At 38.6% G+C, this 13,538-nt stretch carries 14 protein-coding genes; all 14 read left to right on the top strand.

Going from position 1 to position 13,538, the window contains the following annotated elements:
• Positions 1-76 precede the first annotated feature (76 nt).
• The 14 genes from yfmF to LJY09_RS20310 all read left to right on the top strand — a co-directional run bounded on the left by yfmF (position 77) and on the right by LJY09_RS20310 (position 13,538).
• Complete coding sequence (gene yfmF / locus LJY09_RS20375; RefSeq protein ID WP_154973157.1) at positions 77-1,372, top strand: EF-P 5-aminopentanol modification-associated protein YfmF; 1,296 nt, start codon at positions 77-79, stop codon at positions 1,370-1,372.
• Complete coding sequence (gene yfmH, locus LJY09_RS20370; RefSeq protein WP_025750276.1) at positions 1,359-2,642, top strand: EF-P 5-aminopentanol modification-associated protein YfmH; 1,284 nt, start codon at positions 1,359-1,361, stop codon at positions 2,640-2,642. Before yfmF ends, yfmH begins: the two co-directional genes overlap by 14 nt.
• A 63-nt stretch (positions 2,643-2,705) precedes the next feature.
• Positions 2,706-3,431: an elongation factor P 5-aminopentanone reductase gene (ymfI, locus tag LJY09_RS20365; protein ID WP_154973158.1), complete on the top strand. Its 726-nt coding sequence runs from the start codon at positions 2,706-2,708 to the stop codon at positions 3,429-3,431.
• Between the two features lie 65 nt (positions 3,432-3,496).
• A complete protein-coding gene (locus LJY09_RS20360) occupies positions 3,497-3,757 on the top strand; it encodes a DUF3243 domain-containing protein (RefSeq protein WP_013058809.1) in 261 nt (86 codons plus the stop codon).
• 213 nt (positions 3,758-3,970) lie between these two features.
• Complete coding sequence (locus tag LJY09_RS20355) at positions 3,971-4,762, top strand: DUF3388 domain-containing protein (RefSeq protein ID WP_028411383.1); 792 nt, start codon at positions 3,971-3,973, stop codon at positions 4,760-4,762.
• A 12-nt stretch (positions 4,763-4,774) separates the two neighbouring features.
• Positions 4,775-5,758, top strand: a complete 984-nt coding sequence (locus LJY09_RS20350; protein ID WP_223546233.1) for a helix-turn-helix domain-containing protein — start codon at positions 4,775-4,777, stop codon at positions 5,756-5,758.
• Positions 5,759-5,902: 144 nt separating this feature from the next.
• Entirely contained in the window at positions 5,903-6,487 is a 585-nt protein-coding gene (pgsA, locus tag LJY09_RS20345; protein WP_028411382.1) for a CDP-diacylglycerol--glycerol-3-phosphate 3-phosphatidyltransferase, read from the top strand.
• A gap of 16 nt (positions 6,488-6,503) precedes the next feature.
• On the top strand, positions 6,504-7,745 hold the full coding sequence (locus tag LJY09_RS20340) for a competence/damage-inducible protein A (protein WP_028411381.1): 1,242 nt from the start codon (positions 6,504-6,506) through the stop codon (positions 7,743-7,745).
• A gap of 199 nt (positions 7,746-7,944) precedes the next feature.
• The gene (gene recA, locus LJY09_RS20335; RefSeq protein ID WP_013058804.1) at positions 7,945-8,982 is read left to right on the top strand and encodes a recombinase RecA; all 1,038 of its coding nucleotides are present in this window, start codon (positions 7,945-7,947) and stop codon (positions 8,980-8,982) included.
• A 280-nt stretch (positions 8,983-9,262) separates the two neighbouring features.
• Complete coding sequence (gene rny, locus LJY09_RS20330) at positions 9,263-10,822, top strand: ribonuclease Y (protein WP_013058803.1); 1,560 nt, start codon at positions 9,263-9,265, stop codon at positions 10,820-10,822.
• Positions 10,823-10,903: 81 nt separating this feature from the next.
• Positions 10,904-11,701: a TIGR00282 family metallophosphoesterase gene (locus LJY09_RS20325; RefSeq protein WP_028411380.1), complete on the top strand. Its 798-nt coding sequence runs from the start codon at positions 10,904-10,906 to the stop codon at positions 11,699-11,701.
• A gap of 223 nt (positions 11,702-11,924) precedes the next feature.
• On the top strand, positions 11,925-12,185 hold the full coding sequence (gene spoVS / locus LJY09_RS20320; protein ID WP_003181955.1) for a stage V sporulation protein SpoVS: 261 nt from the start codon (positions 11,925-11,927) through the stop codon (positions 12,183-12,185).
• 75 nt (positions 12,186-12,260) lie between these two features.
• Positions 12,261-13,178: a dipeptidase gene (locus LJY09_RS20315; RefSeq protein WP_154973159.1), complete on the top strand. Its 918-nt coding sequence runs from the start codon at positions 12,261-12,263 to the stop codon at positions 13,176-13,178.
• A 183-nt stretch (positions 13,179-13,361) separates the two neighbouring features.
• The gene (locus LJY09_RS20310; protein WP_155017479.1) at positions 13,362-13,538 is read left to right on the top strand and encodes a hypothetical protein; all 177 of its coding nucleotides are present in this window, start codon (positions 13,362-13,364) and stop codon (positions 13,536-13,538) included.

Below are 13,538 nucleotides of genomic sequence, written 5' to 3'. Positions count from 1 at the left end.
ACTAAAATTAGCGTTAAAGATTCAAAATAGAAGTATTGTCTAGTTAATACATCAAAATTTAAAAGGAGGTTTATATATGAAATTATTGACTGAACAAAAACATGAACTAGAAGGATTGACTGTTCATACCATTCAAACAGCTAAGTACAAAACAAACACGTTCATTTTAAAACTAAATGCCCCTTTAGATAAGAAAACGGTGACAATGCGTGCCCTTTTACCTTATGTGCTTCAAAGTGCTACCGAGTCGCTGCCGTCTACGACAAAGCTTCGTACATATTTAGATGAGCTTTATGGTGCTACTTTACAAGTAGACTTAACAAAAAAAGGTGATAACCACGATATTACGATTCGCATTGATATAGCGAATGAAAAATATTTGAAAGATTCAACTCCGCTTTTGCAAAAAGCGTTAGCGCTTCTTGGCGATATTTTATTAAAGCCAGCAGTTGAAGGGGACTCTTTTTTAAAGGATATTATGACAAAAGAAAAGCGCTCGCTTCGTCAGAGAATTCAAGCCGTATTTGATGACAAAATGCGCTATGCTAATTTAAGACTAGTCGAAGAAATGTGTAAGGAAGAACCTTACTCTTTACATGTAAACGGTCAAATTGACGATGTGGAAGAAATTACAGGTGAAAGTTTGTACGCCTATTATCAGCAGGTGTTAAAAGAAGATGCCATTCACCTTTATGCTATTGGCGATTTGCAAGTCGAAGAGGTTTTACAAACAGTAAAAGAAACATTTACTTTACCAAAGCGCGAGCAAAAAGACATTGAAGATTCTATCACGTCTAAAGAGATCTCAAACGTAAATGAAGTGGTGGAAAAACAAGAAGTCAAACAAGGGAAATTAAATATTGGCTATCGTACAAACGTTGTATACGGAGATAGACAGTATTTTGCTCTTCAAGTATTCAATGGGATATTCGGAGGGTTCTCACATTCCAAGCTATTTATTAACGTGCGTGAAAAAGCGAGCTTAGCTTACTATGCTGCTTCGAGAGTAGAGAGTCATAAAGGATTACTAATGGTCATGTCGGGTATTGATGCTAAAAATTACGACCAAGCTGTTACGATTATTAAAGAACAAATGCAGGAAATGAAACAAGGATCGTTTACAGACGGCGAAATCGCTCAAACGAAAGCCGTTATTCACAACCAGCTGCTTGAAACGGTGGATACTCCACGAGGACTAGTAGAGGTTATGTATCATAATGAATTAACGGGTAAAGATATTTCAATTGATGAATACTTAAAGCATATTGATGCGGTATCTAAGCAGGAAATTATTAAAGTGGCTGAGAAAATTGAAATGGATACAATTTATTTCTTAACAGGAACGGGCGGTGAAGAAAATGGAGAAAATTGAATTTTCGCAGCTTCAAGAACAGCTGTATCATGAAAAAATGGATAACGGGCTGCAGGTATACATTTTGCCAAAACCGGAGTTTAACAAAACGTTTGCCACTTTTACAACAAACTACGGATCGATTGACAATCAATTTGTACCGCTAAATGAAAATGAAATGACAAAAGTTCCGGATGGAATTGCCCACTTTTTAGAGCATAAATTATTTGAAAAAGAAGACGGAGATGTCTTTCAGCAGTTTAGTAAACAAGGTGCTTCGGCCAACGCATTTACTTCTTTTACCCGCACAGCTTACTTATTCAGCTGTACATCTAACTTTGAAGAAAATCTTGAAACATTAGTGGACTTTGTACAAGAGCCGTACTTCTCAGAAAAAACGGTAGAAAAAGAAAAAGGCATTATCGGTCAAGAAATTACAATGTATGACGACAATCCGGACTGGCGCTTGTATTTTGGTACCATTCAAAATATGTACAAAAACCATCCTGTTAAAATTGATATTGCCGGCACGATCGAATCGATTTCACATATTAATAAAGATTTACTGTACACATGCTATGAAACGTTCTATCATCCGAGCAACATGCTGTTGTTCATTGTAGGTCCTGTTGATGCGGAAAAAGTAATGAAGCAAGTTCGAGACAATCAGCAGAAAAAAGATTATAAAGAAATCTCTGACATACAGCGTCATTTTGACGAAGAGCCTGAAACGGTGGATCAAGAAAAACAAGTATTAAAAATGCCGGTGCAGTCTTCGAAATGTATGGTGGGTCTAAAAGCGAAAAATCCGCAGCGTTCAGGCGGAGAAATGCTTAAATACGAGTTAGCAATGAATATCATTTTAGATTATGCATTTGGAAAAAGCTCTTCGTACTATGAGGAGTTGTATGCAGACGGACTCATTGATGAAACGTTTGCGTATGATTATACGGAGGAAAGAGGATTTGGTTTTGCTCTTATCGGAGGAGATACGGATCAACCGGAACAGCTGTATGATCGAGTTAAACAAATTTTACTTGAAATGAAAACAAAATCACTAACAGAAGAGGAACTTGAGCGTATTCGTAAAAAGAAAATCGGCGGATTTTTACGTTCATTAAACTCACCTGAGTTTATCGCTAATCAGTTTACACGCTATGCGTTTAATGATATGAATTTATTTGATATTGTTGAAACGCTAGAAAAACTGAAGGTAAACGAAATAAAAGATGTGCTAAACGAGATTATTGATGAAAAGAACTTTACGGTTTGTGAAGTAGTACCTAAATAAAGATGATTGTTGCCAAAAAAGCTGATGTTCATCAGCTTTTTTGCATGTAAAGGAGAGAAGGCTATGGAGAAATTTGCCCTTGTGACAGGTGCAAGCGGAGGAATTGGCACAGCGATTGCTAAGCAATTGGCTGAAGATGGATACTCGCTTATTTTGCACTATCATCAACGAAAAGACAAAATAGAGGCGCTTGCACATGAGCTAGCTGAAAAGGTGAAAACCGTGTTTACAGTACAAGCGGATTTATCATGTAAAGAGGGAGTGGAGAAGTTTTTAAAGGAGATTATTGTTCCGGTAGAAGTTATTATTCATAACAGCGGACGAAGCGTTAGCGGGTTAATGACAGATGCTTCGGCAAATGAAACCGAAGAAATGATCTATCTTCACATCACGGCTCCCTTTGTTATTACAAAAGCTTTGCTGCCTAAAATGATCAGTGCTAAAAGCGGACAAATTATCATGATTTCTTCCATTTGGGGACTTACAGGAGCTTCGTTTGAAGTTCTTTATTCAATGGTAAAAGGCGCCCAAAATACGTTTGTAAAAGCTTTGGCAAAAGAGGTTGCATTAAGTGGAATTCGCGTCAATGGAGTTGCGCCCGGAGCGATTGAAACGGGTATGATGGCCAGCTATTCAAAAGAAGAGGTTAAAGAGCTGGCTGAAGAGATCCCTTTAGGAAGAATAGGATATCCAAAAGAAGTGGCAGATACGGTTTCATATTTAATATCTTCACGTGCTTCGTATATAACTGGACAAATATTATCGGTTAATGGCGGTTGGTACATATAAAGTGTGCATAAAATTAAAAACAAGGTACAAACTATGATATGAATAAACCTTAAGGAGGGCTACTCATGTCAGTATTAGAAAACTGGGATAGCTGGAAAGATTTTTTAGGCGACCGTTTACATCATGCACAAAACGAAGGAATGCAAGAAGAAGTTATTCATGATCTTGCTTATCAAATTGGTGGATATTTAGCAAACCAAGTTGATGCAAAAAATGATCAAGAGCGAATTTTAGCAGACCTTTGGAGCGTTGCTTCTAAAGAAGAGCAGCATGCGATTGCGAGCAGCATGGTGAAATTAGTTCAAAATAACGGATCAGTAAAATAAGTTATCGTTTCTAAAAAGGAGCTAATTCACCGCGTGTGAAAGCTCCTTTTTTCTTAGAATTAAATAGTACAAATAAATAAGCGCTTACATACATAACAAATGTAGAACTACTTGCCTTTAGGGTTTATAATATAATGGAAATCATTTATAGTTAAACTAGGTGAAAAAAAGGGGGCACCTCTCGAAGGCCAGCCAAGAAATGGGAGGGGTTTGATGGAGAAAATTGAGTGGTATTTAGAATATCAAATACAAAAAAATCGTCCGGGTCTTTTAGGTGATATTTCATCGCTTCTTGGAATGTTGTCAATTAATATTGTCACAATTAATGGAGTGGATGATATTCGCCGTGGATTATTGCTGCGCTGTGATTCACATGAGCAAATAGACAGGCTTGAATCTATTTTGAAAACAATGGATAATATCATTGTGACAAAAATGAGACCGCCTAAATTGCGTGATAAGTTAGCAGTGCGTCACGGTCGCTATATTCAGCGTGACGCAGATGATAAAAAGACATTCCGTTTCGTAAGAGATGAATTAGGTTTGCTCGTAGATTTTATGGCGGAACTGTTTAAACAAGAAGGTCATAAGCTTATCGGTATTCGAGGTATGCCGCGAGTAGGCAAAACCGAATCCATTGTAGCAGCTAGCGTATGTGCGAACAAAAGGTGGCTTTTTGTGTCTTCTACACTCTTAAAACAAACGATTCGCAGTCAGCTTATTGCTGACGAATACAACGCTGATAATATTTTTATCATTGACGGGATTGTATCGACCAAACGAGCGAATGAAAAGCACTGGCAGCTTGTTCGAGAAGTAATGAATGTACCCGCGACAAAAATCGTGGAGCATCCGGATGTATTTGTACAAAATACCGAGTATTCGTTAGATGATTTTGCCTACATTATTGAAATAAGAAATGACCCCAATGAGAAGATTACATATGAAATAATGGAAGGTCCTCAAATGTTTCAAGACGGTGGATTATCGATGTTTGATTTTTAGCATAATTGGTAGGTGTTAGCATTGACAGAGTTAGGACAAAGGTTAAGACAAGAACGAGAAAGCAAAGGATTGTCGTTAGAGGATTTACAAAAACTAACGAAAATTCAAAAACGCTATTTACTTGGCATTGAAGAAGGCAATTATGAGGTTATGCCAGGGAAATTTTACGTACGAGCGTTTATTAAGCAATACTGCGAAGCAATTGGGTTGGACACAGATGCTATTTTTGAAGAATACAAATCAGACATTCCTTCAACTCAAACAGAAGACATGCCGCAGCAGCTTTCGCGCGTTCGCAGCCGCAAAGAAATTCCTCAGCATACAAAAGGAGTTTCAAAAGCATATGACTACCTTCCAACTGTTCTAGTGGTGGCGGGAGTTGTAGTTGTTGGGATTATTATTTGGGTAATCGCTCAAAATATCGTCTCGGATAAAAACAAGGAGCAGGCTAATCAAGAAGCTCCAAACAGCGAAGTTCAGCAGTCTAACACGCAGGAAGAAACGAATGAAACTACTGCAAAAAATGACAATAGCAAGTCAGAAGATGAACAAAGTGCTGCTGATAAGAAAGAACAAGAAAAAGAAAAAGCTGAAAAAGAAAAAGCCGCAAAAGAAAAAGCTGAGAAAGAAAAAGCTGAAAAAGAAAAGAAAGACAGCGGTAAACAAGAATACAAGGAAGTTCAAAAAACAGGCAGAAGTGCTACGTATGCTCTTTCCGGTACAGATGCATTTAACCTAGAAGTAACATCCACTCAAGCAGATACTTGGTTAGATGTGAAAAATGGAAAAGGAAATGCTTTCTTTAGCTCCATTCTAAAAAAAGGTGAAACAAAAGAATTTGATTTGACGAAAGAAACGGAAGCTCGTGTCAACATCGGTTATTCACCTGGAGTAGAGTTAAAAGTAAATGGAAAAGCGGTTGACTTGCCGTTTGATTCATCCAAGCAAGTTCGACAAGTTGTAACGATTCAATATCAGCCGGCAGAAGCACAGTAAACAGCCTGTTTTAAAAAGTGGTCAGGGTGTAAATAAAGATAATATGTGAATTAAACACTCATTCACGCTATAATAAAACCAAAGCCGTGCAAACAACTTCGTTTGCACGCTTTCAGTTTGTAACAGTAATTGGAGGCAGAAGAAGTGAATTTACCAAACAAGATTACCATTTCGCGAATTTTTCTAATTCCCGTATTCCTCATTTTTATGATGGTGCCGCTACCATTTGGCACAGTGGAGGCAGCAGGAAAAGAGATTCCGATCGCTCATCTATTAGGGGCGGCATTATTTATTATTGCATCTACAACAGACTGGATCGACGGATACTATGCAAGAAAGTACGATTTAGTCACAAACTTGGGCAAGTTTTTAGATCCACTAGCAGACAAGCTGTTGGTTTCAGCTGCGCTTGTAGCTATTGTTGACTTAGATTTAATTGCAGGTGCAGGATGGGCTGCTATCATCATTATTAGCCGTGAATTTGCTATCACAGGTTTAAGACTTGTACTAGCAGGGGAAGGAGAAGTTGTAGCAGCCAATATGTTAGGTAAAATTAAAACATGGACTCAAATTTTAGCTATTTCAGCTATTCTGTTGTACAACTTGCCTTTTGAATGGATTTCCATTCCGTTTGCTAGCGTAATGCTTTGGATCTCAGTGATTTTTACGGTTATTTCAGGCTGGGACTACTTTGCTAAAAACAAACAGGCTTTTGTTAATTCAAAATAAGTAAGATGGAGATGATATGATGAACGCTGAAATTATTGGAGTCGGCTCTGAGCTGCTGCTTGGGCAAATTGCCAATACAAACGCTCAGTATTTATCGAAAAAATTAGCCGAACTTGGAATTAATGTTTACTATCATACAGTAGTAGGAGATAATGCACAGCGCTTGAAAGAAGTGATTGCTACAGCTCAAACACGTGCAGAGTTAATTATTTTCACAGGCGGGCTTGGTCCTACAAAAGATGATTTAACAAAAGAAACAATTGCGAGTGTGCTAGGAGTAGAGTTGACAACAAATGCGGAAGCACTTGAAAGCATTGAAGCCTATTTCAAACAGTCAAATCGTATCATGACACCTAACAATAAAAAACAGGCAATTGTACTTGAAGGTTCGACAGTGCTCCCTAATGATTACGGAATGGCTCCAGGTATGGGGCTTACAGTAGAGGGAAAACACTATATGCTATTCCCAGGGCCGCCAAAAGAGCTCTATCCAATGTATGAAGCATATGGTCAAGAATTTTTAGCTCAAAAGCTTGAATTAAAAGAAAGTATTGAATCACGCGTTCTTCGTTTTTTCGGAATAGGAGAATCACAGCTTGAGACGGAAATTGAAGATTTGCTTGATGCGCAAACAAACCCGACGATTGCACCGCTTGCAGGAGATGGAGAAGTGACGCTTCGCTTAACTGCTAAGCACGCTGATGCTGCTGAAGCACAGCGCATGTTAGACGAAGTGGAAAAAACCATTTCAGAGCGCGTAGGCGAGTATTTATATGGATACGAAGCAACTTCTTTACATAATGAATTGGTAAAAGAATTAACGGCACAAGGCTTGACGATTGCTTCAGCCGAAAGTTTAACCGGCGGGTTATTCAGCGAACGTTTAACAACTGTTTCAGGTGCTGGAGAAGTTGTTAAAGGCAGCCTGGTAGCCTATCATTATGAAATCAAGCAAAATATTCTCGGAGTGAGCGAACACACGCTGAATCAGTACGGAGCCGTTAGCGAGCAGTGCGCGGCTGAAATGGCTCAGCGTATTCAACAGTTATACAAAACGGATATTGGCATCGGTTTTACGGGTGTAGCTGGACCCTCTAAACAAGAAGGACACCCTGTAGGAACAGTGCATATAGGGGTCGCTTATAAGGATCAAACTCCTCAAGTTTACAGTTTGCAGCTATCTGGAAGCCGCCAAGGAATTCGTTCACGAACGGTTAATTACGGCTGTCATTACGTATTGAAGACGATAAAAAAATAAAGAAAAAAGGCTGCTTAGTTTTACCAAAGCAGCCTTTTTTTAATTTTATAAAAAACGAACATTTATTCGCTTTTTGCTTGTCAAACGACCTAAAAACTAGTATAGTAAGTTATAGAAAGTTGTTAATTCGACATTGCTACTACATCGTAGTAAGTTTGCAGTTTATAGATGATTTCAAAGAGATAGAGGAGGAAATTGAGTGAACGATCGTCAAGCAGCCCTTGATATGGCTTTAAAGCAAATTGAAAAGCAATTTGGTAAAGGTTCAATTATGAAATTAGGTGAACAAACGGAAAAAAGAATTTCTACAATTCCAAGTGGTTCATTAGCATTAGATATAGCTTTAGGCGTAGGTGGATATCCACGTGGACGTGTGGTGGAAGTATATGGCCCAGAAAGCTCAGGTAAAACAACAGTTGCTCTTCACGCGATTGCAGAAGTTCAACAGCAGGGCGGACAGGCTGCATTTATCGATGCGGAGCACGCGTTAGATCCTGTATATGCTCAAAAATTAGGTGTTAATATTGATGAGCTGTTATTATCTCAGCCTGATACAGGAGAACAAGCTTTAGAAATCGCTGAAGCTTTAGTTCGAAGCGGCGCAGTAGATATTATTGTTGTTGACTCAGTAGCAGCGTTAGTGCCAAAAGCGGAAATTGAAGGAGAAATGGGAGACTCTCACGTGGGTCTACAAGCTCGTTTAATGTCTCAAGCATTGCGTAAACTATCTGGAGCTATTAACAAGTCTAAAACAATCGCTATCTTTATTAACCAAATTCGTGAAAAAGTCGGCGTAATGTTTGGTAACCCTGAAACAACTCCTGGTGGACGTGCGCTTAAATTCTACTCTTCAGTGCGTCTAGAAGTGCGTCGTGCAGAGCAGTTAAAGCAAGGAAATGATATCGTAGGTAACAAAACAAGAATTAAAGTTGTGAAAAATAAAGTAGCTCCGCCTTTCCGTGCTGCCGAAGTAGATATTATGTACGGAGAAGGTATTTCAAAAGAGGGTGAAATTTTGGATATCGCTTCTGAACTAGATATTGTCCAAAAAAGTGGATCTTGGTATTCATATAATGACGAGCGTCTAGGTCAAGGCCGTGAAAATGCAAAGCAATTCTTAAAAGAAAATACTGATATTCGTCAGGAAATTGCGGGACAAGTGCGTGAACATCATGGTTTAGACCAAGATGGAGAGCCAGCTCCTGAGGATGACGATCAAGGCGATTTAAATATTTAATTTGCTGCGAGATAAAAAAAGACTCCTCTATTTCAAAGAAGGGGTCTTTTTTTTGTAAAAATTGTTAATGCTAGAAAAGTAACATACGAAATTTCAATATATACTGTAGAGGCAGGCTTGACAATAAAAATGCACAGATTTACAATTAAGATGTATATTTTCCCTTTTTAAAACATTTTAGCGTTTAAAAGCCTTTGTGTGTATATTGAAAGGTGAATACGATGTACATGCCGACATGAAATTTAAAACTTACAAGTTTATAGCAAGGGGAGGTGAAATGATGGATACTAATACAATCATCTTCGCTTTGCTTGGCCTAATCGTCGGTGCAGTTGTTGGCTTTTTTGTTTGTAAATCGATTGCTGAAGCTAAAATTGCGGGAGCAAAGTCTAGTGCAGAACAAATTATTGATGAAGGAACCCGCGAGGCGGAAGCTTTGAAAAAAGAAGCTTTACTAGAAGCGAAGGATGAAATCCATCAGCTTCGTACAGAGGCAGAACAAGATATTCGTGATCGTCGAGCAGAACTTCAAAAACAAGAAAATCGATTAATGCAAAAAGAGGAAAATCTTGATCGTAAAGACGAATCACTTGATAAACGTGAAGCGTTACTTGAAAAGAAAGATGATTCTCTTACTGTTAAACAACAGCATATTGAAGAGATGGAAAGCAAAGTTGAAGAAGTAGTACGTGCACAGCAAACAGAGCTAGAGCGCATTTCAAGCTTAACAAGAGAAGATGCAAGAGCGATTATTTTAGATCGTGTTGAAAATGAACTTTCCCACGACATTGCAATAATGGTAAAAGAAACAGAAAACCGTGCAAAAGAAGACGCCGATAAAAAGGCGAAAGAAATTCTTTCACTTGCTATTCAGCGTTGCGCAGCAGATCATGTTGCTGAAACGACTGTCTCAGTTGTTAACTTGCCAAATGACGAAATGAAAGGCCGAATTATCGGTCGAGAAGGTCGAAACATCCGTACGCTTGAAACTTTGACAGGAATTGATCTTATTATTGATGATACGCCAGAAGCAGTTATTTTATCAGGATTTGACCCAATTCGTCGTGAGACAGCAAGAATTGCACTTGATAAACTCGTTCAAGATGGTCGTATCCATCCCGCACGTATTGAAGAAATGGTTGAAAAATCTCGCCGCGAAGTGGACGAATATATTCGTGAAGTCGGTGAACAAACGACGTTTGAAGTCGGTGTTCACGGGTTGCATCCAGACTTGATGAAAATTCTTGGTCGCTTAAAATTCAGAACAAGCTATGGTCAAAATGTGCTGAAACATTCAATGGAAGTAGCTCATTTATCAGGACTTATGGCTGCTGAATTAGGTGAAGATGAAACGTTAGCCAAACGAGCAGGATTGTTACATGATATTGGTAAAGCAATTGACCATGAGGTAGAAGGAAGCCACGTAGAAATCGGTGTTGAATTAGCTACAAAGTATAAAGAACATCCGGTTGTTATTAACGCGATTGCTTCTCACCATGGAGATACAGAACCAACATCAATCATTGCTGTACTAGTTGCAGCAGCGGATGCATTATCTGCTGCAAGACCAGGTGCTCGCAGTGAGACGTTAGAAAACTACATTCGTCGTCTTGAAAAGTTAGAAGAAATTTCAGAGTCTTATGAAGGCGTTGAAAAATCATTTGCAATTCAAGCAGGGCGTGAAGTTCGTATTATGGTGAAACCAGATACGATTGGTGATCTAGAAGCGCATCGACTTGCTCGAGATATCCGAAAACGAATTGAAGATGAGCTGGATTATCCTGGCCACATCAAAGTAACGGTTATTCGCGAAACAAGAGCAGTAGAGTATGCAAAATAAAAATGAAGTGGCGTTTCGCCACTTTATTTTTTTTCGTAGAGATGAAGATGCAGATTAAGAATGAAGTATAGGAGCTTTTACATGAGAATTTTATTTATTGGAGACGTAGTTGGTTCTCCAGGCCGTGAAATGGTTGAAGAATATTTACCGAGATTAAAAAGAAAATACTCTCCGGGACTTACAATTGTGAATGGAGAAAATGCAGCTTCAGGAAAAGGAATTACCGAAAAGATTTATCGTCAGTTCTTACAAGCAGGGGCTAACATTATTACTCTTGGTAACCATGCGTGGGACAAACGTGAAATTTTTGATTTTATTGACGATGCAAAAAATCTTGTTCGTCCAGCAAATTTTCCTGAAGGTACACCGGGCAAAGGAATTACGTATTTTACGTACAATCAGCTTGAGGTAGCCGTGATTAATTTACAAGGGCGTACGTTTATGGCTCCGCTCGATTGTCCATTTCAAAAAGCAGATGAATTAATTGAAGAAGCACGCCAGCGCACTCCGCTTATTTTTATTGATTTTCATGCTGAAACAACAAGTGAAAAGCAAGCGATTAGCTGGTATGTGGACGGTCGTGTCAGCGCTGTTGTCGGCACTCATACGCACGTTCAAACAGCTGACAATCGTATATTGCCAAAAGGAACAGCCTACATCTCTGACGTAGGAATGACGGGACCTTATGACGGCATTTTAGGGATGGAGCGCGAAGCAGTTATTAAGCGTTTTTTAACGTCTCTTCCTGTTCGATTTGAAGTGCCAAAAGAAGGAAGAACGCAGCTTAGTGGAATCGTTATTGATATTGATCAAAAGACGGGGAAAGCAACAAAAACAGAGCGAATTTTAATTAACGAAGATCATCCGTTTTTTGAATAAAGGGAAAAAGTCAATGTGTCGAAAGGCGATACATTGGCTTTTTTATTTTGTCAAAAACGTAAAAAGAAAAAAGAAAGGTGTAGAAATATAAGTTTTTGAATATTTAGGAAAAACAAGCAGGAATACGTTTGACATATCGTGAATATAGTAACATTGAAATCAATTAAGTCATTGGTCTAATGATCTCTCATCATACATTGTAAAGAATAAGGAGGAGCTAGATATGGAAATATTAAAAGTTTCAGCAAAGTCTAATCCAAATTCAGTTGCTGGTGCCTTAGCAGGCGTGCTGCGCGAACGCGGCGCAGCAGAAATTCAAGCCATTGGGGCCGGGGCACTTAATCAAGCAGTAAAAGCTGTAGCAATCGCAAGAGGGTTCGTTGCACCAAGTGGGGTTGATTTAATCTGCATCCCAGCTTTTACAGATATTCAAATTGATGGAGAAGAGCGAACAGCCATTAAATTAATTGTAGAGCCGCGATAATTATAAAAACCACGGACCTGTAAAGCATAGAAGCCAAACAGGTCCTTTTTGTATAGAGCTAAAGGGGTGTTGGTTGTGATATTTGATGCTCATTGTGATGTATTAATGAAGCTCTGGTTAAATAAACGTTTATCTTTTACATATGATTCAGCGCTGCATGTTACGTTAGAAGGCATAAAAAAAGCAAAAGGGAAAGTTCAGCTATTCGCTATTTATATTCCAGAAGCGGTTCCGGCAGCTCAGCGCTTTGATGTTGCGTTAGAAATGATTCAGCTGTTTCAGAGTCATATTTTATCGCTTCCCGGTGTAAAATGGGTTCGTTCAAAGCACGATATAGATAGCTTGAAAAAAGGTGAACTTGGAGCCATGCTGACGCTTGAAGGGTGCGATGTCATTGATACAAGTTTAGTTCGCTTAAAGACACTTTTTTCACTGGGTGTACGTTCAGTAGGCTTGACATGGAATTACAGCAATGCTGTATGTGATGGTATTTTAGAACCTCGAGGCGCGGGGTTATCGTCTTTTGGAAGAGAAGTTGTTGAATTGAATAATGAACATAAAGTATGGACGGATGTCTCTCATTTATCAGTAAGAGGTTTTTGGGATGTGATTGAGCTAGCACAATATGTAGTGGCTACTCATTCCAATTCACACGTATTGTGTTCTCATCCCCGGAATTTAAGAGACGATCAAATTCATGCTTTAATAAAGCGCAACGGCGTGATTGGTATTACGTTTGTCCCTGAATTTTTAACGAGTTCTGCCAAAGCGCACATAGCGGATGTGATCCGTCATCTTGATTACATATGTGAAAGAGGAGGCGAATACTCCGTTGGTTTTGGCTCAGACTTTGACGGCATTGACAAAACGGTTTATCGTCTCGGAAGATATGAACAGTATACGAATTTAATTGAAGAACTCCTTAAGTATTACACTGAGGAGCAGGTAAAACGTTTTCTGTTTCAAAACTTTGCCGATCGTGTATGCAACTAATAAAAAAAGAGCTTTTTCTTTTTGGGAAAGCTCTTTTTATAGAAGTTATTTATATAATAATACCTCATGTGAAGGCAGAAAAGATCATTAAAAAACTTCATCTTATTCATTAAATATAAATATAATTAAAACGATTGAGAATTCAATGGAAAGGGTTGCATTTTTCTGGCAATCGGAATAAAATTGAAAACGGATTATGGAGCTGTTCACGCAGAAACGTATCCTGCACAGCGACAAGGTGCTGTGGGAGTTTTGCGGATGATTTTTGTTCGTGAAATGCAGAAGCAAATGAAATCGTTTGCTAATTTACTTTTTTCAGTTTTTATCAATAAAATAGATTTCTATATTAAGAGCAATTAA

The organism is Priestia sp. J2 (assembly GCF_020790095.1).
Lineage (GTDB): Bacteria > Bacillota > Bacilli > Bacillales > Bacillaceae_H > Priestia > Priestia zanthoxyli.
The sequence above is the reverse complement of the archived record's forward strand: the minus strand, read 5'-3'. Positions and strand labels throughout refer to the sequence as shown.